The organism is Shewanella sp. DW31 (assembly GCF_015767295.1).
GTDB lineage: Bacteria > Pseudomonadota > Gammaproteobacteria > Enterobacterales > Shewanellaceae > Shewanella > Shewanella oncorhynchi.
Window position 1 is genome coordinate 251,215 of the sequence record NZ_JADWMP020000001.1, and the last position, 23,364, is coordinate 274,578.

21 protein-coding genes are annotated in these 23,364 nt (G+C 45.8%); 10 read left to right on the forward strand and 11 right to left on the reverse strand.

All coding sequences use genetic code 11. The annotated features are described in order from the left end of the window. Position 1: 1 nt before the first annotated feature. Complete coding sequence (locus GWI56_RS01020; RefSeq protein ID WP_198571889.1) at positions 2–1,336, reverse strand: hypothetical protein; 1,335 nt, start codon at positions 1,334–1,336, stop codon at positions 2–4. Positions 1,337–1,539: 203 nt separating this feature from the next. Here GWI56_RS01020 and rihA point away from each other — a divergent pair, with 203 nt between their 5' ends. The 3 genes from rihA (at position 1,540) to azu (ending at position 4,197) form a co-directional block, all read left to right on the forward strand. Further along, entirely contained in the window at positions 1,540–2,496 is a 957-nt protein-coding gene (gene rihA / locus GWI56_RS01025) for a pyrimidine-specific ribonucleoside hydrolase RihA (RefSeq protein WP_198571890.1), read from the forward strand. A gap of 19 nt (positions 2,497–2,515) precedes the next feature. Beyond that, a complete protein-coding gene (gene rbsK, locus GWI56_RS01030; protein WP_198571891.1) occupies positions 2,516–3,427 on the forward strand; it encodes a ribokinase in 912 nt (303 codons plus the stop codon). A gap of 293 nt (positions 3,428–3,720) precedes the next feature. Beyond that, positions 3,721–4,197, forward strand: coding sequence for an azurin (gene azu / locus GWI56_RS01035; protein WP_028759449.1), 477 nt, complete (start codon positions 3,721–3,723; stop codon positions 4,195–4,197). Between the two features lie 96 nt (positions 4,198–4,293). Here the strand turns inward: azu and GWI56_RS01040 are convergent, their stop codons facing one another. Both GWI56_RS01040 and GWI56_RS01045 read right to left on the reverse strand, forming a co-directional pair. After that, complete coding sequence (locus tag GWI56_RS01040; protein WP_198571892.1) at positions 4,294–5,478, reverse strand: DUF3103 domain-containing protein; 1,185 nt, start codon at positions 5,476–5,478, stop codon at positions 4,294–4,296. A 380-nt stretch (positions 5,479–5,858) separates the two neighbouring features. Continuing rightward, positions 5,859–6,161, reverse strand: a complete 303-nt coding sequence (locus tag GWI56_RS01045) for a DUF3622 domain-containing protein (RefSeq protein WP_105250177.1) — start codon at positions 6,159–6,161, stop codon at positions 5,859–5,861. A 370-nt stretch (positions 6,162–6,531) separates the two neighbouring features. On the opposite strand from GWI56_RS01045, the gene GWI56_RS01050 reads away from it, so the two are divergent. After that, positions 6,532–7,809 carry a glycerophosphodiester phosphodiesterase family protein gene (locus GWI56_RS01050; protein ID WP_198571893.1) on the forward strand — a complete coding sequence of 426 codons (1,278 nt, stop codon included), beginning with the start codon at positions 6,532–6,534 and terminating at the stop codon, positions 7,807–7,809. Between the two features lie 89 nt (positions 7,810–7,898). On the opposite strand, the gene GWI56_RS01055 is transcribed toward GWI56_RS01050, so the two are convergent. Both GWI56_RS01055 and GWI56_RS01060 read right to left on the reverse strand, forming a co-directional pair. After that, positions 7,899–8,465 (reverse strand): phosphoribosyltransferase family protein, encoded by a 567-nt coding sequence (locus GWI56_RS01055; protein WP_028759331.1) that lies wholly within the window; start codon positions 8,463–8,465, stop codon positions 7,899–7,901. Positions 8,466–8,749: 284 nt separating this feature from the next. Further along, complete coding sequence (locus GWI56_RS01060; protein WP_198571894.1) at positions 8,750–10,516, reverse strand: alkaline phosphatase D family protein; 1,767 nt, start codon at positions 10,514–10,516, stop codon at positions 8,750–8,752. Between the two features lie 253 nt (positions 10,517–10,769). On the opposite strand from GWI56_RS01060, the gene GWI56_RS01065 reads away from it, so the two are divergent. Next, on the forward strand, positions 10,770–11,195 hold the full coding sequence (locus GWI56_RS01065) for a CBS domain-containing protein (protein WP_198571895.1): 426 nt from the start codon (positions 10,770–10,772) through the stop codon (positions 11,193–11,195). A gap of 98 nt (positions 11,196–11,293) precedes the next feature. Then, a complete protein-coding gene (locus tag GWI56_RS01070; protein ID WP_198571896.1) occupies positions 11,294–11,899 on the forward strand; it encodes a DUF4274 domain-containing protein in 606 nt (201 codons plus the stop codon). 27 nt (positions 11,900–11,926) lie between these two features. Here GWI56_RS01070 and GWI56_RS01075 read toward each other — a convergent pair whose 3' ends face one another. Further along, positions 11,927–13,288 carry an MATE family efflux transporter gene (locus tag GWI56_RS01075; protein ID WP_198571897.1) on the reverse strand — a complete coding sequence of 454 codons (1,362 nt, stop codon included), beginning with the start codon at positions 13,286–13,288 and terminating at the stop codon, positions 11,927–11,929. Between the two features lie 412 nt (positions 13,289–13,700). Here GWI56_RS01075 and GWI56_RS01080 point away from each other — a divergent pair, with 412 nt between their 5' ends. Further along, positions 13,701–14,618: an alpha/beta hydrolase gene (locus GWI56_RS01080; RefSeq protein ID WP_198571898.1), complete on the forward strand. Its 918-nt coding sequence runs from the start codon at positions 13,701–13,703 to the stop codon at positions 14,616–14,618. Positions 14,619–14,701: 83 nt separating this feature from the next. Here GWI56_RS01080 and lgt read toward each other — a convergent pair whose 3' ends face one another. After that, complete coding sequence (gene lgt, locus GWI56_RS01085) at positions 14,702–15,481, reverse strand: prolipoprotein diacylglyceryl transferase (RefSeq protein WP_131523760.1); 780 nt, start codon at positions 15,479–15,481, stop codon at positions 14,702–14,704. A gap of 216 nt (positions 15,482–15,697) precedes the next feature. After that, positions 15,698–16,168 carry a cupin domain-containing protein gene (locus GWI56_RS01090; protein ID WP_198571899.1) on the reverse strand — a complete coding sequence of 157 codons (471 nt, stop codon included), beginning with the start codon at positions 16,166–16,168 and terminating at the stop codon, positions 15,698–15,700. A gap of 398 nt (positions 16,169–16,566) precedes the next feature. Here GWI56_RS01090 and GWI56_RS01095 point away from each other — a divergent pair, with 398 nt between their 5' ends. Beyond that, on the forward strand, positions 16,567–17,475 hold the full coding sequence (locus GWI56_RS01095; protein ID WP_173496741.1) for a GGDEF domain-containing protein: 909 nt from the start codon (positions 16,567–16,569) through the stop codon (positions 17,473–17,475). 160 nt (positions 17,476–17,635) lie between these two features. Here the strand turns inward: GWI56_RS01095 and GWI56_RS01100 are convergent, their stop codons facing one another. Together GWI56_RS01100 and GWI56_RS01105 are read right to left on the reverse strand one after the other, a co-directional pair. After that, entirely contained in the window at positions 17,636–19,825 is a 2,190-nt protein-coding gene (locus GWI56_RS01100) for an OsmC domain/YcaO domain-containing protein (protein ID WP_198571900.1), read from the reverse strand. 258 nt (positions 19,826–20,083) lie between these two features. Beyond that, entirely contained in the window at positions 20,084–20,314 is a 231-nt protein-coding gene (locus GWI56_RS01105) for a hypothetical protein (RefSeq protein WP_028759369.1), read from the reverse strand. A gap of 285 nt (positions 20,315–20,599) precedes the next feature. Here GWI56_RS01105 and GWI56_RS01110 point away from each other — a divergent pair, with 285 nt between their 5' ends. Both GWI56_RS01110 and GWI56_RS01115 read left to right on the forward strand, forming a co-directional pair. Continuing rightward, positions 20,600–22,264: a methyl-accepting chemotaxis protein gene (locus GWI56_RS01110; RefSeq protein WP_198571901.1), complete on the forward strand. Its 1,665-nt coding sequence runs from the start codon at positions 20,600–20,602 to the stop codon at positions 22,262–22,264. 206 nt (positions 22,265–22,470) lie between these two features. Beyond that, a complete protein-coding gene (locus GWI56_RS01115; protein WP_198571902.1) occupies positions 22,471–22,650 on the forward strand; it encodes a DUF6435 family protein in 180 nt (59 codons plus the stop codon). A gap of 31 nt (positions 22,651–22,681) precedes the next feature. On the opposite strand, the gene GWI56_RS01120 is transcribed toward GWI56_RS01115, so the two are convergent. Further along, positions 22,682–23,083 carry a ribosome recycling factor family protein gene (locus tag GWI56_RS01120; protein WP_198571903.1) on the reverse strand — a complete coding sequence of 134 codons (402 nt, stop codon included), beginning with the start codon at positions 23,081–23,083 and terminating at the stop codon, positions 22,682–22,684. Between the last annotated feature and the right edge of the window lie 281 nt (positions 23,084–23,364).

The following is a 23,364-nucleotide window of genomic DNA, read 5'->3' on the forward strand; positions in this document are numbered from 1 at the left end:
CTTATTTCCTTGTCGTTGCTGAAAACGTGAGTTGCTGAATATGTTGCGCTACTTTATCCGATAATGACTCGATTATCGGCCTCAATGCGCGCTGAAAACCATGATTCATATCTAACCGAGACAATAGTGCTTGTGCATGTTTATCAGTGGTCTGCGCGCTATCAAGGCTGAGGGTTTGAAGCGCCATCGTCTGGCCAAATGCCGCTAAAATCACCGCTTGCACAGGGCTAACACTTGGCTCCGGCGCGCTACGCGTATCATCGAGCACCCATTTAACTAACCAAAGTAAATATTCGATACGGGCTGCAAGGTCGACACTGCATTTTTTTTCATCCTCCAAGCCAAAACTGAGCTCCTTGGCATAACAAAGTGCCTCCAATGCCTTGAGCTTTTCTGCCGATAATGTCAGTGCAAAAGGGAGCTGCGCAGTGCGAGTCATCAGCACAAAGGTTGCCAAGGTTCTTGCTGTTAAGGCTTGATTGCAACGGGCTAACATCGCGAGCGCTAAGTCGTGAAACCCTAATGAAATCAAGCGACAAAAGCTAATCATCACAATAGTTTCATCTATCGATTCCAGCTGTTTTTTGCTTGGTGCAGATTGCATTTGGGCAAATAAGGCAACAAAACTTGGGTATAACTCAGGGCAATGGCCAATATGGTCGGCCGCTTCCCATACCAGAATATTAGCGGCTGGGTGGCGCCTGTAGGTTTCAAGCAAATTGATAATTCCAACGTAATCTTGCTGATCCCCTAAACGCTTGAGTATTGGGATATAACGAGACTCAGCCCAGCAAATTCTTAAAGGAGTCGAACAGAAATAGCCCACCAGCAAACCCAATAATAAGCTTGCAGTACCAAAGGCAAAGTCCCACTTGGCGAGATCGCGGGTTAATTTAAGGTCTGCACTTGCACGGGTTGGTGCATCAGGAAGGTAGCTCACAGCACTTTGCGCATAATGGGGCCCTAATGCCCACGGCGTATCACCCTGCGGCGGAGCTAATTGATAAGTCGCACGGCAATCAACACCATCAAGCCCCCACTGACGAATCACCTCGCCCTCGGCGGTGTGATATTCCACTAAGCAAACCAATCTTTGGCGAGAAATGCCGTTCGAACCTCGTTCACTCCGATACTCAGTTTCAATCACCCGGCCAATGGCAACATCGCCACGCACTTCAAGCTGATTGACCAAATACCACTTTTGCCATCCTTCAGTGATAAAAAAGGCCGCAAGACTCAAGATTAAAATGGGAGGTAAGGTAAACAAGAGTACTTCGAGCCCCCCCCAACCTCGCTCGGGTGCGCTAGAGGTTAACTTACTGCGATTAATCAACACGCCAAAACGTCCTTATCATTCCATGATGCTTAAGCATTAAATGAATTTTGTTTGTGCCTACAGCGGGGCGCAATTTTAGCAGCTTATTGATAAAAATCAGAAAAAGCTCACAGTTTACTGTAAAGACACCATCACACTCATCGCCCCCCCGCTTGAACATGCTATTCTAAGCCCCCATCACCGCTGTTTAAAGGAGTAACAGTATGACTCGCCCTATTATTCTGGATTGCGATCCCGGCCATGACGACGCTATTGCGCTCATTTTAGCTCTCGCCCATCCAGAGCTGGTTCCACTGGCCGTCACCACCAGCGCCGGTAACCAAACGCCGGATAAAACGCTCAATAATGCCCTGCGGATCTTAACCTTATTAAATCGCAGTGATATTCCTGTCGCTGGCGGTGCAGTCAAGCCATTAGCTCGCGAATTAATCATTGCCGACAATGTCCATGGTGAAACCGGACTCGACGGCCCTGCATTGCCTAATCCAAGTTTTAGTCCTCAAGCCATTACCGCAGTTGAATTAATGGCGCAGCAAATTCGCCAAAGTCATCAGCCAGTAACCTTAATTCCCACAGGACCACTCACCAATATCGCGCTTTTGCTCGCCAGCCACCGCGAATTACACGCCAAGATCGAACGCATAGTGCTAATGGGCGGTGCAGCCGGTGTCGGCAATTGGACACCAGCCGCCGAGTTTAATATTTTTGTCGACCCGGAAGCTGCCGATATCGTCTTTAAATCCGGTATTCCCATCACTATGTGTGGGCTCGATGTGACTCATCAGGCGCAAATCATGGATGAAGACATAGAACGCATTCGCGCGATTCAGAATCCAATTGCTCAGTGCGTCGCCGAATTATTGGATTTCTTTATGATTTACCACAGAGATCCTAAATGGGGCTTTATTGGTGCGCCATTGCACGACCCCTGCACTATCGCTTGGTTGCTTAAACCTGAGCTATTTGAGGCGCAAGATTGCTGGGTAAGTATTGAAACCCAAAGTGAGTTGACCTTAGGCATGACAGTGGTCGATCGCTATCAGCTCACAGGTAAAGCCGCCAATGCGACTGTGCTGTTTGGGATCGATAGGCAAGGCTTTGTCGATTTACTGGTAGACAGTTTACGTATCTATGATGCAACTTATCTCAATCGCAGATAAAAATAACAGTGAGTCTTCTATGAGCCAGATACTCGTTATCGGCAGTGCAAATGCCGACCATGTGATGAAATTTGAGTACCTGCCCGCTGCAGGGCAAACCTTAATGAGCCGAGATTACCGCCTCGAACAGGGCGGCAAAGGGGCCAATCAAGCCGTCGCCTGCGCACGCTTAGCCAAATCAGGTTCACGCACTGATTTTATCTGCCATCTCGGCCAAGACAGTATCGGCGATAATATGCGTCAAAGCTGGATGAGAGATGGCATCAGTGTGGAAGGGATCCGCCAAATAGCCGGACTGAGCACAGGCACTGCCATGATTTTTATCGGTGATAACGGTGAGAATACGATTGGCGTTGCCGCAGGTGCCAACGCCAGCCTTTCACCCGATGACTTAGAAGCTCATTACGCCCTGTTTGCTAATGCGGAGTACTTGTTAACACAATTGGAAACGCCCGCTGCCACAGTGGCAAAGGCGCTGCAAATAGCCAAGAATCTTGGCGTGACGACTGTACTAAATCCTGCTCCAGCGACGGCACTTGGCCAAGATGTACTCAAGTGGGTAGATATTATTACCCCCAATGAAACCGAAGCAGAAGCCTTAACGGGAGTTGAGATCAACCATATTGATGATGCACACATGGCAGCGCAACTTCTCCACCAGCAGGGAGTAAAGATTGTGGTCATTACCTTAGGTAGCCGTGGCGCATTTATCAGCAGCCCAGGTTTTAATGGGCTAATACCTGCGTTTGAAGTGCAGGCCATAGACACTGTCGCCGCAGGAGATACCTTCAATGGCGCCTTAGTTGTGGGCTTAAGCGAGGGCATGTCAATTGCTGCAGCCGTTGGATTTGCCAATGCAGCCAGTGCCATTACTGTCACTCGCCCTGGTGCGCAACGTGCGATTCCCTATCGACAGGAGCTTTCGTACTAAAACGTAAGACGTTCTGAATTAGACGCCCTGCGTTAGAATCAATAAATTATCATTTATAAATCAAACACATAAATAATAATTCCTGAGTACTTAGTTCACTAAAGCTAAGTACTCACCTATGTTTACCGCTAACAATTTTGCCGCCAATAACGATGCAAGCTTTCAACCTAAAGTTGCATATACATAATTTACACGCTGATTTCATTCCCATTTAATGAAGATTGCTTATGCTGGCAGGTGCATGTCCGAGTCAAAACGGCTCGGCTACCCTTGTTCAAATAAGGAAGTACCAGATGAAAGCAAAAAGCACAGCTTTACGTAACGTGACCAGCACTAGCCTAATCGGCCTAGGATTATTATTCGCTAGCCAAGCGAGTGCCAACGAATGTGAACTGAAAATTGCCGCCACTGATGCAATGCAATTTGACACTAAAGAGCTGTCTGTACCTGCAAGCTGTAAAGAAGTGACCTTAACCTTAACCCACTCAGGCACCTTGCCAAAAGCAGCCATGGGCCATAACTGGGTATTAACTAAGGCAGCCGATATGTCAGCAGTAGCAACTGAAGGCATGAGTGCCGGTCCTGATGCAGCCTATGTCAAAGCCGGTGATACGCGCGTTATCGCACACACAGATTTAGTGGGCGGTGGCGAATCAACGTCGATCACCTTTAGCACTGCCGGTATGAGCGCCACCGAAGCCTACCAATTCTTCTGCAGCTTCCCAGGTCACTGGGCGATTATGCAAGGCAGTTTCAAGTTAAAAGCTTAAAGGAATGGCTTAGCCTCACCTTAAGTTAGCCAATAAAAAGCGGATCTTAGGATCCGCTTTTACATTTCAGCCATTGCATTTAGCCGCACTAATCCATCATGGTCTTGGTTGGATGACTAATGGCGCAAAGCTCGTCATCGCATTACCGTTAACTCCGTTCAAGTTAGGATATTCAACCCCTTCCTGTAAGGTGTAATACACATCGACAAAGTCATCGTCATTGGTGAACCAAGCATCCGGCATTACACTTAAAATACCATTGGTGATTTGCGGGATCAGCGCATAACCCTGAGCTTCAGGATCGGGGATCGACTTTAAGATCTGCTCCGCCGCTTCCAACAGCTTAGTGGCCAACACTTTATAGTTAGTACCATCGTCATGCTCCATTAAGATCATGTCCGCAGCCGCACAACGATAACGCTCCCAATGTATGATGATTTGATTCGGATAATAGGTCGTATCCGCATAATCTAAATAGGGCATTTCGACGATATCGAGCACAGGCTCTTCACGGCTTGGATCAACCCCAGTCACTATGCCGTAAATTTCGGCACGACCAGAAATCCACGGCTCATGGTCATCCTTCAAGGATATCTGTTTGATCACTGTGGTTGAAATCGGCTTGTCTGCCACCGCCTGTGTTTGCGCACGGCTCAGTAGTGCGCCCTCTTTTTTCGCTGACTGCGCCTCGGCAAATGTCGCCCGCATCACCTCTAAGCCAGCCACAAAGGCTTTTTTACTATCGATACCGACCACAAATACCGGCTGTTGAGGTAGGTTATACACGTCTAATTGATGCACTTGCCCATGAATATCAAAGGCTTCAATGTAATCCCACTGACGCTCGTCACCATCGGGCTCATAGGCAAATAAAGGAGACTCACCTTGCTGCCATGAGGTCAGCATGGCTTCATCCGCTAGACGCACTTGCACCAGAGAATCCGCTTTGGCACTTAAGCCCTTCACTCGGCGAATTGATGCATCGGCTTTGGTGATCACATTATCATTGAGCCTATGCTGAGACAGAATGTCATCGGCATTTACTGCCAACTGATACTGGTTTATTTCAGTCTGTAAGATAGGCGCGAGCTGCGCATATTGATGGCTTAAATCTAACGCCAATGCCCGCTTTGTATTGGTTAACTGAGCTTGTGCATCCAAAGTCGAATCCTTTAGCGACGCTTGTAGTAAGCGTAACGCCTCTCCATCTAAGGCTTGGCCATAACTCAGGGTTGCCGAAGCCGACAAACACAGCAATAAACTGGATTGAAGTAGTTTCATAGGAGTTCCCTTACCTTGATAAAGTTAAACGTGCGTTCGAATTACTTACATATGAGCACAGAGCAGCATCTAAGTAAATCAAATGATAATAGTTATCGTTAATTATTAATGGTATAGAGTACGTAATCTCGGCTAAATACGATAAAAACATGCTAATGACAGCATCAACAGATCAGTCCAGCCGAACAGTGTGTATGAAGATAAACGAGGAAATAGGATGAAATGAATTGATATGCACAGTTTCGCGAGCGACAAAAACACAAAAGGCAGATCTTAAGATCTGCCTTTTGCTGTTCATCGCCAGAGTGACGTTTCAGAACGCTTTGAACGCTCCCTTACGATCACACTGGCTTGATAAGACAAGGTTAAACGAATGAGTGTTACTCTTCGTCGAAATCATCTTCATCAAGATCTTCGGCATCAGTAGCCGCTTCAGCCGCTAATGCTGCGGCTAATTTTGCTTTAGCTTGTTTCTCTGAGCGACGTTTATTGCGCTCAGTTAACGTGCCTAAAAACACTTGTAATTCAGTTAAGCCCCAAGCTTGCGCTTCGGCTTCAGTCGCAAAGCCATCGTGGCTCTTAGACACAACTGTTTTAGTTGATGTCATGCGACGAGTGATTTCAGTTTTCCAACCGTTGTCGCCCTGTGTCACGCGAAAATCGTATTTTTTGCCCTTGCTCATTCTGCTCTATTTCCTAAATGATGCTTGTCACGTTTGTCTTATCAAGCGAACCAAACGCTCATCATAAAACAAAAGGAGCGCAGTGTACTTGATTTCGGCCCAGAAAGATCGCCCAGATGAAAATATTCATGCCAGTTTCATCGACTCGCTCAGTGGAGTCAATGCTCACATCTAAAGCAACACTGTGCATATATCCCGACCGCCCTCTGTCTAAGGCAGTTTATCGCAAGCTAGCGTGCCTTAGATAATCGTCGTGCAAACGGTATATATTCTTGTTTATGTCATACAAATAGGCTTTTTCAGTCACATTAACACTTTAGAGTTTCTGATTAATATTAATAATTTACATCATTACTCATAGGTAAATCTGATGAAACTACACCCTATTTCGTCGCTCTCACTCGGCCTGTTAATTGCCACGAGCGCTTTATTAGCCGGTTGCAATAATGACGATGATAACGCCGCAGTCACGCCATCCACCAGCAAACCCGTTCCAGCTCAAGTGGGAGAAAGACCCTTATTCCTCGTACGTCAGATGCAAGACAGCACACTTAAAACCCGCTTAGAACAATGCACCACTGACAATTTTTATCGCAGCGAATTTTCCATAGGTCACCGTGGCGCGCCAATGAAATTCCCTGAGCATACAAAGGAATCCTACCAAGCGGCTATCGATTCGGGCGCAGGCATAGTCGAATGTGATGTCACATTCACCGCCGATAAAGCTTTAGTTTGCCGCCACTCACAGTGCGATCTTGCTAGCACGACCAACATTTTAGCCATACCCGAACTTGCCAATAAATGTTCGAGCCCATTCACTCCTGCTGATGCCGCCAATGGCGTCAGCGCATCGGCAACCTGTTGCACTAGCGATATCACCCTCGCCGAATTTAAAACTCTCAAGGGTAAGATGGAAGGCAACAATCCGAAAGCGACCACTGCGGCCGAATTCATCAATGGTACCCCAAGCTGGCGCACCGATCTTTATGCTGGCAATGGCACCTTGATGACCCACGCTGAAAGTATTGAAATGTTTAAAAAAGCCGGTGTGAAGATGACGCCTGAGCTAAAAGCCGCCAGCGTATCTATGCCCTTCGATGGTTTTACTCAGCAGGATTACGCGCAAAAAATGTTGGATGAATACACGGCGGCGGGCGTCGATGTTTCGCAAGTATTCCCCCAGTCATTTATTTTGGATGACATCAAATATTGGGTCGCCAACGCACCTGAATTTGCGAAGCAAGCTGTGTTTCTCGATGACAGATACGATTATAACAGCGCCTTTGATCCGCAGAACTCTGCCACTTGGTCGCCATCAATGGCGGATTTAAAGACCCAAGGCGTCGAAATTATTGCGCCGCCACTCTGGGTATTAGTCGCCTTAGATGCGGACAAAAAGATCATTCCTTCGGAATACGCTAAGGCCGCCAAAGGCGCAGGGCTTAAGATCATCACTTGGTCGCTGGAGCGATCTGGTTTATTAAAAAATGGCGGCGGCTTTTACTATCAAAGCATTACCGAAGCGATAGATAACGAAGGCGATACCTTTGAATTACTTGATGTACTGGCGAAAGATGTTGGCGTGATTGGAGTGTTCTCCGACTGGCCCGCCACAGTGACTTACTATGCTAACTGTATGGATTTATAAGTTTTAAAACAGAAAAAAAAATGCGTTAACGATTCATCGTTAACGCGTTTTTTTATTGCGAAAATAGTCTTTGTCTCGCCGCGAGCAAGCTATTTAAACAGGTGCTGAATATTCTTTAAATCGCCCTTACCTTCGGCAATTTCTTCAGGCGTTAAACCTGTGACTTCGTGCGGGAAAACTAACCAGTCTTCAGAGGCATGAATGTAATAGTCGGGTTTTAAAGGCACTGCGGTATTTTTTGGCTTGTAATAAGGGCAAGCGATACGGATATCGGTTGGCATATTTAGGCGCATCAGTTGGCTGAGTTTTTCTTTTAATGCATGAATACTACGGCCAGAGTCAAACACGTCATCCACAATCAACAAACCGTCACTCGCGTTCGCATTTTCAACGATGTAATGCAGGCCATGAACTTTGATTTCTTTGCTTTGTTTGTCGGTGCCAATCCCATAATAAGAAGAGGTACGCACGGCAATGTGATCAGTTTCAACTTGTTTAAAATCGAAAAACTCCTGTACCGCGATCCCGATTGGAGCACCGCCACGCCAAATACCCACGATAAATTGCGGACGAAAGCCACTCTCATACACTTGCGAAGCTAATAAAAATGAATCTTCCAGCAATTGCTGCGCGGTAACAAAATACTTTTCTGACATGACACAGTCCCCATCACATTGATTTTATTCTTAGGTCGTTAAAGCTTATGACCCCTGTAAGGTCTGTTCGGCGGGTAAAGGTTCCCAAAACACTAGAACAGCTTTGCCTTAGCAAGTGTAGGCAGCCGCCGAATTTTGGGAGCGAATTTTATACCAAAAAAATGCGATGTGCTGCAGTAATAGTAAGAACTTGCGTGACAACAGACATTTATTTTGCCTTTTAAAGCCAAAAGCAACAAAAAGGCCACCCTAAGGTGGCCGATAAACAAGCGAACAATACCGCATTAAACGATAGGCGTAATCACATGCTCGCCTACTTTTGTCTTAGCACTATAACCACGGGCCGTTGCGACTTGGAAATCCTTCGACAAAATGGTATCCACATAATGCCAGTCGCTGCGCACCTCATCAGCGGTAAAGGTGAGCGTCATAAAGCCTCGGTCTTTTAAGTTAGCGTACTTAAGATCTGGCACTAACTCGACGATTGCCGCCTCGGTCGCGGGGATCTGTTCCGCTGGCAGATTCAAGTAATATTCAAGGCCTGGCGATGATACTGAGCTAGTCGCAAACTCAACACCCACTGTATCGCCTTGCACGTCTTTAAGCTCGTTTGCCCATGCATTATGGGTGTCACCCGCGATCACAACTAGGTTGAGATTTTTCGATTTAGCCGTACCTAAAATCACTTCACGCTCATAGGCATAACCATCCCAAGCATCTAAGTTGTATGGAATGGCAGGTAATTGCAGCAGTCCGATAACTTCTGGCGTGAGTAAGGCTTGATTGGCTTGAAGATATTGCAGCTCTTGGGCAGTAAGCGTGGGATCATTTGCCGCCGCACGGGCCGCTAACTTAGCTAAAGCCCCTAACATGGCAAATTGAGGAATGCTCATCTGCTGAGTGGCAATCGCCGCAGGCAATGACATCTTACCCATTAATACCTGCTGTCCCAGTACTTGCCACTTGCCTGTCGACTGTAGCAATGTGCCCTGCAGCCATAATAATTGCGTCAGCCCCAGCATAGTGCGAGTGGTCGAAGTGACATCGGCAAGGAAACGCTCTCCCGCAAACGAACCCGTGGTAGGATCCATATAATCGGCATAATCGAGCTGTTTATCACGGGCTAATACGCGAGTATCCAACATATGCAGATCGACGAGATTGCCGTAACTGAAGCTGCGGTAAATCTCTTCATGGTTCCCTTCACGCCATGGGCGAATCGGTAACCACTCGAAATAAGCTTGTAGTGCCGCTTCTTTACGAACGGCAAAATCCCCTTCGCCTTCGTTGTGATTCTCGGCACTATCACGCCAAGTATCATTGGCCACTTCATGATCATCCCACACTGTGATAAAAGGCACTTTCGCGTGTAACTTTTGCAGACTCGCATCGGTATGGTACTGACCATGGCGAGTGCGGTAATCACTCAACGTCAGCAACTCATTGGCGGGTAACACTTCACGCCCCAATTCGGCAGCATGCTCACTGGCATAACCACCGCGGGCATATTCATAGATGTAATCGCCTAAATGCACCACAGCATCTAAATCATCCTGCGCCGCCGCTAACTCATAGACGTTAAAATAACCGGCAGGAAAGTTAGCACAGGACATCACGGCTAATTTGACTGAGCTTACGTCACCCTCAGGCAGAGTGCGGGTTTTACCCACAACAGAGGTTTTATCACCCGTCATAAAGCGATAAAAGTAGGTTTGCCCGGCACGTAAACCACGGGCATCAATCTTAACCGTGTAGTCACGGCTCGCATTAGTGACAGTCTCACCTGTGGTCACTAATTGACTAAAGGCCGAATCACTTGCCACTTGCCAACTCACTTTTACATCGCCCTCAGACTCAGGCGTGACACGGGTCCAGAGGATCACGGCATCGACTGCCGGATCGCCACTGGCAATTCCATGTAAAAATTGAGCGGGTACAGAATTATCATCATTACTATCACTACAGCCCATCAAGCCGTAAGAGATCACAGCAACACCAACACCTTTGGCCGACATAGCCAAAAAATCACGACGAGTTACGGTACGATTCATTATTATTCCTTGTTAGAAAAGGCTTCACTGGTATGAGGTCTAATAAGACCACGATTGTGAGATATCACTGTTACATATTTGTGACATCTTTGTCAGCCTTTTATGATATCTATCAATTCAAACACTTATACTGGATAGCGTACTTTATTTGTGCAGGACTGGCGTAGGTTACAGAGAAGCTGCTAACATCGGTGCAGGCTAACGCAGCGTGTGAAATGCACGCCAGAGAATGGCAAGAAAAGGAATTTATATAATGAAAGTCAGCGATATTATGAGTGATCAAGTCATCTGCATCAGCGATGGCGCCAGTTTGAAAGATGCCCACCATCTGATGCAAACCCGTGGCGTACGCCACTTACCCGTGATTTCTGAAATTGATGGCACCCTCGTTGGCGTACTCACCCATAAAAAAATGATCGCCAGCGTGATGTCTATGCTAAACAAATACGGCCAAGGCGCACTCGAACGTAAAGAGCGATACACGCCAATCACAACCGTGATGGACCAAGACTTTCAGCATCTTACCGCCGACGAGCCCTTAACTGTGGTGGTGGAATATTTTATTGAAAACAAACTCGGCTGCTTGCCCGTCGTCGATGTCGATAAAAAGGTACTCGGTATCGTCACTTCATCGGACTTTATTAAGCTGTGCCGTACCCTACTGCAACAGCAAGCGTAACGTTTTACGCTCCCTTTCTGCCATGTCAGCCTTTTGCTACGCAAGGCTGACACTGTCTTTTTTATAAACTGTGTTTTCTATAAAAAGAAAGGATTCCCTTGGCTAAATTACTCTCACAAGAACAATTTATTCGCGCCTATGAATGCGCAGAATTAGGCTGTATTGCCAATCAACAACTACTCGCCAAATTACTCGCCGATCCCGATTATGACGCTTTACATGAATACAGCGCCTACTTTGGCAAAGCAGCGACGCAAATCACCTGTATCAGTGACTTACAAAGTATGGAGGAATTGCATTTTGTCGCGGGGAACTTGAATTGGGACGATCATGACCCAAACATGGTCAGGGCGATTATTGAACATCCACTCTGCGACGCAGGTACCGCCTTATTACTCTACTGGTACGGACAAGGCTTTTATTACTCCACGCCAGAGACGCTCGACACGCCTTTTGGACAGCTATTCAAAACCATAACCGATAGATTTGTTGAGCGCGGCTATGCCAGTTATAAAATCCATTTTGACCCGATTAAAGAATGTTTTATGCCCTCATTAGAAGACGTTCTTACTAGAGGATGCCAAATTCCTGGGGCTATTTTTGCCCCTTATAGCACTATGGAAATCGAAACCGATGAAGGGCACCCAAGGTATCTACAATTTAAAAATGAACTACTGAAATCGGGCAAATGGGGCAACCAATAAGCGTTGACCTTTTGATATCAGAACAGTTTAAGCTGGGGTTACTGGCGGAATACGCGTAAAACGCTGCCAGCGACCCGAGCGCCAACGCTGCACCATAATCAATCCACGCACCCACTCATCTGCCGCAACGGCAAGCCAAGCAGCCAACACGCCATAACCTAAACGCAAGCCAAAGAACCAAGCAAAAAATACCCCAATACCCCACATGCTAAAAAGACCTATACGCACGGGGAATGCCACATCACCCGCGCCCTTGAGCGCCGAGATAATCACCAGATTAAACACCCGCCCCGTTTCGAGCGCGATTGAACCTGCCAGTAATAACGCCGTCAGTTGGATAACTTCTTCGTTTTCACTCAACCAGCCGACAATAACGAATCGCTGCCAGTAGAAGACTAATACTATGGTCAGTGAAGCGACAAAGCCCACCAAACAGTAACGCTGCACCCGAGTGGTGATTTCATCGAACCATTGTTTACCCACATAATATCCAGTCTGGATTTGCGTCGCCTGCCCGAGTGCGACTGCAAAACAATAGATAAAACGGCTAATGTTCAAGCCATAGGTGTAGGCCGTGAGCGATAAAGTGCCCATCTGGCTGATAAAGTAGATGATGGTCATCTGAGCCACATTGTAAGACAGCATCTCGCCAGCATTGAGCAGGCCAATACGCATCACACTCCAATAAGTGCTACGCGGTAAAAGCTTAAGTCGTTGCAGTGGCAGCGGGATTTGCTTATGCCGGATCACCATCAGCATGATAAACGCACCGATGATCTGGCTGGTCACTGTCGATATCGCCACTCCTGTTACCCCATAAACAGGTAAACCAAAGGGTGAATACAGGGCAATATAATTACCGATCACGTTCATTAAGCCCGTGCTCGAGGTCACTAACATGGCCGAGCGGGTAAAACCGTAACTACGCAAAATAGCGGCGAAGGCAATGTTCATCACTAGCCCTATGCTCAAGCTGCCGCAAATCACCAAATAGTCATATCCAAAACCAGCCACATCGTGCTCAAGTGCAAATAAGCCGATAATGCCCTTAGCACCAAAGAACATAGATGCACCCATGACCAAGGCTAATACCAAACTCAATACGACACTCGCCACCCCGATATCGACAGCCTGCTGCGGTTGGCCTGCCCCATTGCTTTGGCTAATCAAAATACTCGCGCCCGTACTCACCATCATGGACATGACCATCATGAAGAACATCAGCTGAGTCGTGAGTCCCACTGCGGCAACCGCATTATCGGAATAATGGCTCAGCATAAAGATATCGCTGATCCCAAGCAGAGATTGCAGCAAGGTCTCGATAAAAATCGGCCACGTCAGGGCAACTATGCCCATGCGCTGTTGCAATGTTTTGGGTGCTTTGGCCACGAAAGATTCCTGCAAATAGAGAACGAATAACGAGTGTGATCGCTGGCTCAATGTGTCGCTCAAACAGCATCTTGGCAACCTATATTTTAGCCAAGAGACTGAAACCCACTTTCACAAATAGACATCAAAGTGCTATCGAACGCACAATCAGGCGGACATTTAAGCGCATTAAGCCTGACAGTCAATTAAGTTGGTAATTTTCTTACAAGACACCCTACAACTCAATCTGTAATAGTGAAAAAGATGCCGACTGCAACCGTATTCATTACTAAGTTAATACCAAAGTTAATTTCCGCAATCATGATAGAGCTCATGGCTGAGTGTGAATCTAGGCTACCAATTCAATTAAGCTGCCGATAAACTCAGCCCATTGCAGAACAGCCGAGCGCACTAAAAATTGAGGGAGTATTAAATGAGCCAACTCTATTTAGAAGAGGGAATTAAACAATTGGTTAGCGAGTTTATCGCGGCGGGCTGCCCATCGGTGCGAGAGCAAAGTATTGAGCAACGTAGACAAGGTTATATTGCCAGCACTGTACTCGCGGGTGAGCCTGAAGAGGTGTTCGAGGTTAGATCTATTTCCATCGATGGCGCAGAATTAACTCTGTTCAAACCCTCGGCGGCAAACAATTTACCTATCGTCATTTACTACCATGGTGGCTGTTTTGTCAGTGGCGGCGTTGAAACCCATAATCAACAACTGCGAAAACTCGCCAATGATTCTGGCGCACTGGTGATCGCCGTTCGCTATCGCCTCGCCCCAGAACATGTTTATCCCGCTGCCCACGACGATGCCTGCCATGCCGCAGAAGTCATCTATCAACATTGTCACCAATGGGGCGGTGATAACACTAAGATCACCCTAATGGGCGACAGCGCCGGCGGCCATTTAGCCCTAGTCACTTGCCTGCGTTTAAAAGCCAAAGGGCAATGGTTGCCACAGAAACAAGTGCTTATCTATCCTATGCTCGATGCCACCGCGAAGAGCCAAAGCTATAGCGACAATGGCGAGAAATACATCATCACCCGCGACACCTTGCTAACAGGTTTCGATCTGTATTTAGATTGGCACCCCAGAACCGATGCCGAAGCCAGTCCACTACGCCGTGATGACTTAGCAGGCTTACCCGAAACCCATATCATCACCGCCGAATTCGATCCACTCGTCGATGAAGGTGAACAGCTATTTAAGAATCTATTAGAGGCTGGCGTCAATGCCCACTGCCGTCGTTATCTTGGCGTCATCCATGGCTTCTTCCAACTCTCGGGCGTGAGCCGTTCCGCTCGGGATGCCATGGTGCAGGTGACTAATATAGTGAAGACAGCCTAACGTCATCCTTGATGATTAATTCATTCATAAAAAAGGCTTTCTATCTAGATAGAAAGCCTTTTTTAACCGTTTGATATTCAGATTTAAACGGTTTTCTTTCGATACGCCAAGAACAACAAAACTATACCTACGGCTAAAAACGGTAAGCTCAGAAGTTGTCCCGCACTTAAGAAAGTTTCAGAGTAAGCCGCTTGGCTAACTTTAATCGACTCAATCGCAATTCGCGCACTAAACACCGATACCAGAAACAGGCCGAAAATAGCCCCATGTCTTTGTTTAATCTGCGTGTATTGATACAAAGCATACAGACCAATAAAGATAGCTAAATAAGCGAAAGCCTCATAGAGCTGTGCTGGATGTCTTGGCAACATGTCGACACGGGCAAATATAATGCCCCAAGGTTGAGTCGTAGGATCGCCTAAAATTTCTGAGTTGGCGAAGTTTGCCATACGCACAAAAAAGCCAAAAATGGCGGTGGCGATCGCGAGTCTGTCCAACAAAAACAGAAATGGTAGCTTCACTTTACGTTGGTAATAATACAAGGCCAGAATCGCGCCTAAACCACCACCGTGGCTGGCGAGTCCGCCTTCCCAAATCGCCAAGATCTTAAGCGGATGAGCAAAGTAATAAGTCGGATCGTAGAACATACAATGGGCCAAACGCGCACCCACAATAATGCCAACCACACAATAAATCAGTAAATTATCAAGGGACTCAAGATCGAGATTTTCCTTGATATAAATCCGCTTCATCACCTGAAAACCAGCAGTAATAGCAACAGCAAACAGGACTCCATACCAATGTATTTTTAGTCCCATAAACGAGATTAATACAGGATCGAGCTCCCACACTAAGTGTTCCAAATTCAATTACTCCATAACACTTGGTACATAGAGGTACGCCAAAAAGCATGTTTTACGTGGTTAAACGCCAATAGACAAGCCTTGTCGCGGGGATATCTTACTATTGAGTCAAATTTAATGACTCAGAGCGACCTTGGTTTAGCCGAATGAGGCAATGTCAACCAAGTTACCATTTAACAAATCAACTAGCTAAATTTAACTGACTTTGGCGCTTCCCTAACGGCTCAGACGTTGGATGATGTCACTATGCTGTGGATATTGAGCTAACAAAGTTTGTTGGCTAAACAGCTCAAAATCATCAAAGGTAAAACCGGGCGATACCATGCAGCCCACTAATGAAAAACCATCTTGATTGATGGCTGAACCAAAGACACAGCCCTTAGGGACTAAAAACTGTGGCCGCTCGCCCGCAGCTAAATTAAGCCCTAATTGCGCCGTCGTTAGCACCCCATCAGGATCAATCATGTAAATCGTCAGTGATTGCCCCGCATGGAAATACCACATTTCATCAGCTGTCAGACGATGGAAATGGGAAACCTCTCCCGTACGCAGCAAAAAATAGATACTGCTCCATAATGCCCGAGTCTGATCAAATGCCGTTTCTGAACGATAGGATGAGCGGTAATAACCGCCTTCAACATGCTGCTCTAGCGCTAAATGTTCAATAAAATCATCTGCAGTATGCATTATAAATCCCTTTGTAAAATTAAAACCACAATTAAGGCCCTAGATTCTACTCGAAAATTATCTGTCCACTAAACACCGCAATGAAGCTTTTTGAACATAAGCACAAACGCTAAAGTTCAAGACATCACGACTGACTCGATACGATTGCAAGGCTTAGGTTTTAAGCCTCAACAGGGATACAACTCTGCGCCATCGAACGCTCTGATGCCTTGGTAAAATCGCGACGACAAATAAATTGTACGGCATATTGTTATGGTTTGTTGTTACCCACAAAAGCGGCTAAATTGTAATGAGTTCGCAGGATGCATTCGCGGCTAAAGCGCCAAAGAGTAGTTTATCTATGATAACTTGGACACGCGGACTTAAGGTTGGGTGATTTTCCACAGGGATTTTAATCGATGATCAAAATAGAAGAAATGGCTTTAGTCCTTGATGCACTTCCTGATCCTACTTTTGTTCTGTCAAAAAGTGGTAAATACATTGCCGTCTTCGGTGGTAAAGATGACCGTTATTACCACGATGGTAGTGGCCTAATCGGCTTGTATCTTAGCGATGTGTTAAAGACTGATAAACTCAAATACTTTTTACAGGTTATCGAAAGTGCATTAACCAGCCGAAAATTACTGATCGAAGAATATGAATTGAGCAATAAAGATGTCAAAGGCTTACCCGATATAGGCCCTGAACAACCCATTTGGTTTGAGGGACGCATTCAAGCACTAGACTTTCTGGTTGATGATGAGCCTGTGGTGCTTTGGGTCGCCAGTAATATTTCCAAGCGGCATGAGCTTGAACTGCAACTTCGTCAACTAAGCGATACCGATCAACTGACAGGGTTGTATAACCGTCGCCGTTTAGAACGTGATTTAACCTTTCAATTCGATATATTTCAGCGCCACCGTATTCCCACCTCAATCTTGATCCTCGATTTAGACCACTTAAAGTCCATCAATGATCAGTTGGGTCACTATGCTGGCGATCAAATCATCATCGCAGTTGCTGAAACCTGCCGAACTCAATTTAGAAAAACCGATAGCGCGTATCGTTTTGGTGGCGATGAATTTGTGATTGCCCTACCTGGGGTAGAGCATTCGCAAGCGGTTGAATTTGCAGAATACCTCTGCGATTGCTTTTACACTGAGCTGCAAAAATATGCGGTCAATGGCTTGTTTGCCACCGTAAGCATTGGAGTCGCTTCTATCGAACCATTGGATAAGTCATATGAAGAAACGCTTAAGCGGGCCGATGCCGCCTTGTATCAAGCTAAACGTAACGGCAAAAATCGAGTTATATCAAATACAGCCTAAGCGGGCTGAACATTTCAAACCACACATAGCAATAACAAGCGCCCTTAATAAGTGATAGCCACAAGTGCTCATAAGAAGCGCGAATCAAAAGAGCAACAAACAAAAAAGCGAACCAAAAGGTTCGCTTTTAAACACATTAAGCTAATGCCAAATAACAGAATTAATTCAGGTCTTTCGCAGCTTTACGGGCTTGATGCAACTTCTTATAGCTTTCAATCAATCTTAAATGCGGCTCAATACCTTCGAGCTGCATGCTGGTCTTAGTTAAGCCATAAAAACGCACTTTTCCTGTGACTGAGCCAACGACGTTGTCCATCACTTCTTTACCGAACATACGGTTGAAGTTATGGATAAAATCATCAAGTTCTAACTCTTCATCTAAGGTCACTTCCAGCACAGCATTCATGGCTTGGTAGAACAGGCCACGTTTAACGGTATTGTCGTTAAACTGCAGGAACTCACCCACGAGCTCAATTGCGTCTTCGTGTGCACCGAGTGCCAAATAAATCAGGATCTTAAGCTCAATAATCGTCAGTTTTCCCCACACAGTATTTTCATCAAATACAATGCCGATTAAGGTGCGAATATCCGTGTAGTTATCGAGTTGGCTTTCTTCTAAACGGTTGACCAAATTAGCCAATTGCTTAGTGCTTAACGAATGTAGATTTAAGATATCTTCACGGTACGCCAGCGCCTTGTTGGTGTTATCCCAAATCAAGTCATCAACTGGATAAATCTCAGAATAATCAGGAACTAAAATACGACACGCCGATGCGCCTAAATCGGTAAACTCGGCGATATACACCTCTTTACCTAACGCTTCTAAGATCCCAAACAGGCCGCTGGCTTCTTCTTCGCTGGTGCCAGAAAAATCCCATTCGCAAAATTCATAATCAAATTTACTGCTAAAGAAGCGCCATGAAATCACTCCTGTTGAATCAATAAAGTGTTCAACAAAGTTTTCTGGCTCGCTGACCGCCATGCTGTTAAAGGTCGGTTTTGGCACATCGTTTAAGCCTTCGAAGCTACGACCTTGCAGTAATTCAGTTAGGCTGCGCTCTAATGCCACTTCAAAGCTTGGGTGCGCGCCAAAGGAGGCGAATACTCCGCCGGTTTTCGGGTTCATCAGGGTGACGCACATCACTGGGAACTGGCCGCCGAGTGAGGCATCTTTAACCACAACTGGGAAACCTTGCTCTTCTAAGCCGTTAATGCCCGCGAGGATGCTTGGGTACTTTTCTAGTACAGACATAGGCACATCGGGCAGGACAATTTCTTGCTCAATGATTTGGCGTTTTACAGCACGCTCAAAAATCTCTGACAAGCACTGCACATGGGCTTCTTGCAGGTTATTACCCGCACTCATACCATTGCTTAAGAACAGGTTTTCAATCAGGTTCGACGGGAAGTAAACCGTTTCACCGTCAGATTTACGGGTGTAAGGAATCGCACAGATACCGCGCTTAATATTCCCTGAGTTAGTATCAATCAAGTGCGAGCCGCACAGCTCGTCGTCTGGGTTATAAATCTCTAGACAATAGTCATCGAGAATACCCGCTGGCAGCGCATCATCTTCCTCTAACGCAAACCACTTTTCATTGGGATAATGCACAAATTCGCTATTGGCGATTTCAGTCCCGAAGAATTGATCATTATAAAAAAAGTTGTTATTCAGACGCTCAATAAACTCGCCGAGTGCCGAGCACAGCGCGCTTTCTTTGGTCGCGCCTTTACCATTGGTGAAACACATTGGCGAAGCCGCATCACGAATGTGCAGTGACCACACGTTCGGCACGATATTGCGCCATGATGAGATCTCAATCTTCATTCCAAGATCGGCGAGCATGCCCGTCATATTGGCAATAGTCTGCTCCAGCGGCAGATCTTTACCCAGAATAAAGGTGCTCGATGCGCCATTAGGCTGACCCATTAACATGGCATTGGCGTCTGAATCTAGGTTCTCAACGGTTTCAATTTTAAATTCTGGGCCAGTTTGCACCACTTTTTTAACCGTACAACGGTCAATCGAGCGCAAAATACCTTCGCGATCTTTCTCCGAAATATCTTCGGGTAACTCAACTTGAATTTGGAAAATCTGATTGTAGCGATCTTCTGGATCAACAATATTATTCTGCGACAGTCTAATGTTATCCGTTGGAATATCACGGGCTTTGCAATATACCTTCACGAAATAGGCCGCACACAGAGCTGACGACGCTAAGAAATAGTCAAACGGACTAGGGGCAGAACCATCCCCTTTGTAGCGGATTGGCTGATCGGCGGTCACGGTAAAATCATCAAACTTGGCTTCAAGTCTAAGATTGTCGAGAAAATTAACTTTGATTTCCATTGAATATGATTTCCACTAAATATGCGAGTCTGTAGCAGCCCATCGACCAAGTCGCGTCATTGGTAATGAGTCATTAAGGGGGAATTATCGGTGTTTTTGGCCCATTAGTCTTGGGTTAATTATGTTAAAAACCATAATCAGGCCATTTGCGGCTGAGCTTGGTGGGTTGAATAGCAGGGTTAAGCGAGTACTTAGATTGAGTATCAAGAAGGCGAGGAAACCAATGAGTCGCAGAGTAACACTCTGTGCAAAAACACATTATGGATGTTTTTCAGTTTCACGCTTAACCAACAGAAAGGTTAAATACATCTTAGTCGGTAATGACAACGCCATGCCAAAGGCGACACACATAGCGCTGATAATAATCCCCTGCACACCCATCGCTTCAACAGTTTCATTAAAGTTATGCAAGTAGATGCCCAGCGCAATAAGACAAATACCCACACTAATGCAGATTTTCAGCGTTAGGATCAACTTTTCATTTGTCACAACCCAGCCCTTACTGTTCGCCACTACTTGCACCAGCCTGCACCAGCTCTAGCTAATTTTGCATCAATTTTAGCTAATATAGTGAACGCATTGGGCCCATATAGTGTTGATAAAGATCAAAAGAAAGGCCTAGATTCACAGCATAGTTAACGATTTTGGAATAAATCAACAGCGCGCATTTTATCGATTTCCATTACATTTTTGTTAACTTAAACACTTAAGAATGCGGGAAATTAGCTATACTGCCCTGCAATAAAAGAGATGTTCATCATGGAGTCGTCAAGCATGTCTAATTTCAGCCTACGTAATAAATTACTGCTGTTGTCGTTATTCCCTTTAATTTTTACTTTGTTCGTACTCATGACAGTTTCTTACTATGTCGAAAAAGACGCCCTTGCAGATGAAGTGACGACCTTTAGAACTAAGCTCATCGGTGAACGTAAAACACAAATAAAAGAAGCCACCGAAATTGCCGCAGGAATAGTGCAGTATCAGTTGTCTTTAAAAGAAAATGGCAATGTAAACCAAGCGCTACGTGATATCCGTTTTGGCAGTTCTGGTTACTTCTTTATTTACGACTCCCAAGGTAAAAACCTGTTCCATGCCGTCATGCCCAACCTCGAAGGGCAAAATAAAATTGATATGACAGATCCCCGCGGCACTAAAATCATTGTCGGTTTACTCGATGCCGCTAAAAAAGGGGACGGTAACTTCTCGTTCTACTTTCAAAAACCCAATACCAATGAGCAAATTGAAAAAATCGGTTACTCCATGATGATCCCTGGCACAGACTGGATGCTAGGCACGGGAGTCTATATCGATGATATCGACACTGTCGTTGAGGATTATCGTGCGACGGTCACTGAGCAGATGATCGAAAAATCCTATGCCATTCTGTTAATTGCGCTGTTACTCGCCGCGATTACTACCGTTGTTATTCTGATCACTGCCCAACGTATGGTCGCGCCAATTAAAAATATGGCGGACAACTTAAACGATATCGCCAAAGGCGAAGGCGATTTAACTAAACGCCTCACAGTGAAAGGTGAAGATGAAATTGCACAACTAGGTCAATCCTTTAATCTGTTTGTCGATAAACTCCAAACCATCATAGGCGATGTGGCAAACGCGACGGCTAAAGTTAAAACCGCCGCCAACGCGATTCACGATCAAACCAAAGTCATGTCGAGCCAACTCATCAGTCATAACAATGAAACTGATCAAGTGGTTACCGCCATCACTGAAATGTCAGCCACCGCCAGCGAAGTAGCGCAAAATACCACGCAAGTGGCTGAAGCGACTCACGCTGCCACTGGCGATGTAGCCAATGCCCAGCGCTGCGTCGATGCTTCTTTAGAAGAAATTTCGGCACTCATGGCGCAAATCAACAATGCGGCGGGCAGTATTCAATCCTTGAGCGAACAGTCTAAAAAAATCAACAACGTGCTATCAGTGATTGGCGGTATTGCTGAGCAAACTAACCTATTAGCATTAAATGCCGCCATCGAAGCGGCCCGCGCCGGAGAACAGGGCCGAGGCTTTGCCGTGGTGGCCGATGAAGTGCGTAACTTAGCGAGCAGAACGCAATCAAGCACTTTGGAAATCAATGAGATGCTAACTGAACTGCACAAGCTTGTCGCACTGGCAGTAAAAACGATGGAAGAAAGTCAGCAAAGCTGCGTGCGCTCGGTAGACTCTTCCCGTGCAATTTCTGAAAGCCTAGGCTCAGTGACATCGGCGGTCACGGCAATTAACGACATGAGCACCCAAATTGCGACGGCGGCCACGGAACAAAGCTCTGTGACCGAAGAAATCAACCGTAATGTGTTCGCCATCCAAGAGATTGTGAATGAGTTACTCCATTCCAGCGAAGATGCTGCCAGAGTCAGCCAAACCGTGTCGCAGGAAGGAATTAACTTAGGTAAGCTCGTCGGTCAGTTTAAGATTTAAAATATTTTCAATGGGTTGTAAGCTAAATAAGACATAGCAACCCATTAGTTTGCTGCAAATGTAAGATAAGGTCTCAGCCTTGCTGAGGCCGATGGCAGTGGAATTGAAGGATTGTGAGATTGTGGGATTTTTAATTTCAAAAAGTAAAACTTAAATCCCATTGCCTACGTATATAAGTCCAAATACCAAATCCAATAGAAATGGCCATGTTCTCAATATTTAAGAAAAATCCCTTAAAAAAATTAACTCAGCAATATAACGCCAAGCTTGAACAAGCTATGCATGCCCAGAGAAAAGGCGATATTAGATCCTACTCAATGCTGACCGCTGAAGCCGAGCAAATTGAAAATCAAATAAAAGTGTTAGAAACAACAAACCATAAATAAACCTTCAAAGCAAAAACACTCAGCAGACAAACTACCAAGAGTCAGCTTGAAAACGTGCCAATCTGGCCTCTGTGACTGTGCATTGAGTCAATTGCATCAACTCACCTAAGGTAATCGCAGGATTGTCTGTGATAAGCCGAATCAGCTTAGCGTCTAATGGTTCAAGTTTGTCTGCATGCTGTAGCAAAGCTGACTCAAGTTTTTGAATAATATAACGAAATTTTCCATCGTTCATCAGTAGCTGCTCGGCTTGTAAACGAGCGGTGCAGGATTGGATCTTGATCGCCGCGCCAACAATGCACCAATTTCTCGAACGGCGCACACGCTTAAGCTCGCAATCATATTGGATTGCAATCGCTTGAGCTTGTTTAACCGCCTCCCGCCCAATTCGATGAATCAGCGAGGGCAGCGAGATACTAATGTCGTCGTTCATAACGCTTGGTTCATCGCCGCTCTTTTATGCCTGCATGGGTAAAAGCATGCTCGACTTTACATTCAAATACAAAAATTCAATGCGCGGCAGTGTACTCTGCCTCACTTTATTCTAAAAGCTCCGCCCTCCGCCGGATAAGATTTGATGCGATTACGCTTTGATACCAATCGTATTAAATATCTGTTCATTCAGCGGGAGTTCAACGCGCTTTAGACAAGGCGAAGGCTTGAAGGCATAGTGGTGCTCTGTCGAAAGCCTTAAACGCAGTATAAAGCGTGTTG

Coding starts and splice junctions, on each gene's coding strand:
- rihA (WP_198571890.1), top strand. CDS start 1,540: ATGACTCGCCCTATTATTCTGGATTGCGATCCCGGCCATGACGACGCT.
- rbsK (WP_198571891.1), top strand. CDS start 2,516: ATGAGCCAGATACTCGTTATCGGCAGTGCAAATGCCGACCATGTGATG.
- azu (WP_028759449.1), top strand. CDS start 3,721: ATGAAAGCAAAAAGCACAGCTTTACGTAACGTGACCAGCACTAGCCTA.
- GWI56_RS01040 (WP_198571892.1), bottom strand. CDS start 5,478: ATGAAACTACTTCAATCCAGTTTATTGCTGTGTTTGTCGGCTTCGGCA.
- GWI56_RS01045 (WP_105250177.1), bottom strand. CDS start 6,161: ATGAGCAAGGGCAAAAAATACGATTTTCGCGTGACACAGGGCGACAAC.
- GWI56_RS01050 (WP_198571893.1), top strand. CDS start 6,532: ATGAAACTACACCCTATTTCGTCGCTCTCACTCGGCCTGTTAATTGCC.
- GWI56_RS01055 (WP_028759331.1), bottom strand. CDS start 8,465: ATGTCAGAAAAGTATTTTGTTACCGCGCAGCAATTGCTGGAAGATTCA.
- GWI56_RS01060 (WP_198571894.1), bottom strand. CDS start 10,516: ATGAATCGTACCGTAACTCGTCGTGATTTTTTGGCTATGTCGGCCAAA.
- GWI56_RS01065 (WP_198571895.1), top strand. CDS start 10,770: ATGAAAGTCAGCGATATTATGAGTGATCAAGTCATCTGCATCAGCGAT.
- GWI56_RS01080 (WP_198571898.1), top strand. CDS start 13,701: ATGAGCCAACTCTATTTAGAAGAGGGAATTAAACAATTGGTTAGCGAG.
- GWI56_RS01090 (WP_198571899.1), bottom strand. CDS start 16,168: ATGCATACTGCAGATGATTTTATTGAACATTTAGCGCTAGAGCAGCAT.
- GWI56_RS01095 (WP_173496741.1), top strand. CDS start 16,567: ATGATCAAAATAGAAGAAATGGCTTTAGTCCTTGATGCACTTCCTGAT.
- GWI56_RS01100 (WP_198571900.1), bottom strand. CDS start 19,825: ATGGAAATCAAAGTTAATTTTCTCGACAATCTTAGACTTGAAGCCAAG.
- GWI56_RS01110 (WP_198571901.1), top strand. CDS start 20,600: ATGTCTAATTTCAGCCTACGTAATAAATTACTGCTGTTGTCGTTATTC.
- GWI56_RS01115 (WP_198571902.1), top strand. CDS start 22,471: ATGTTCTCAATATTTAAGAAAAATCCCTTAAAAAAATTAACTCAGCAA.
- GWI56_RS01120 (WP_198571903.1), bottom strand. CDS start 23,083: ATGAACGACGACATTAGTATCTCGCTGCCCTCGCTGATTCATCGAATT.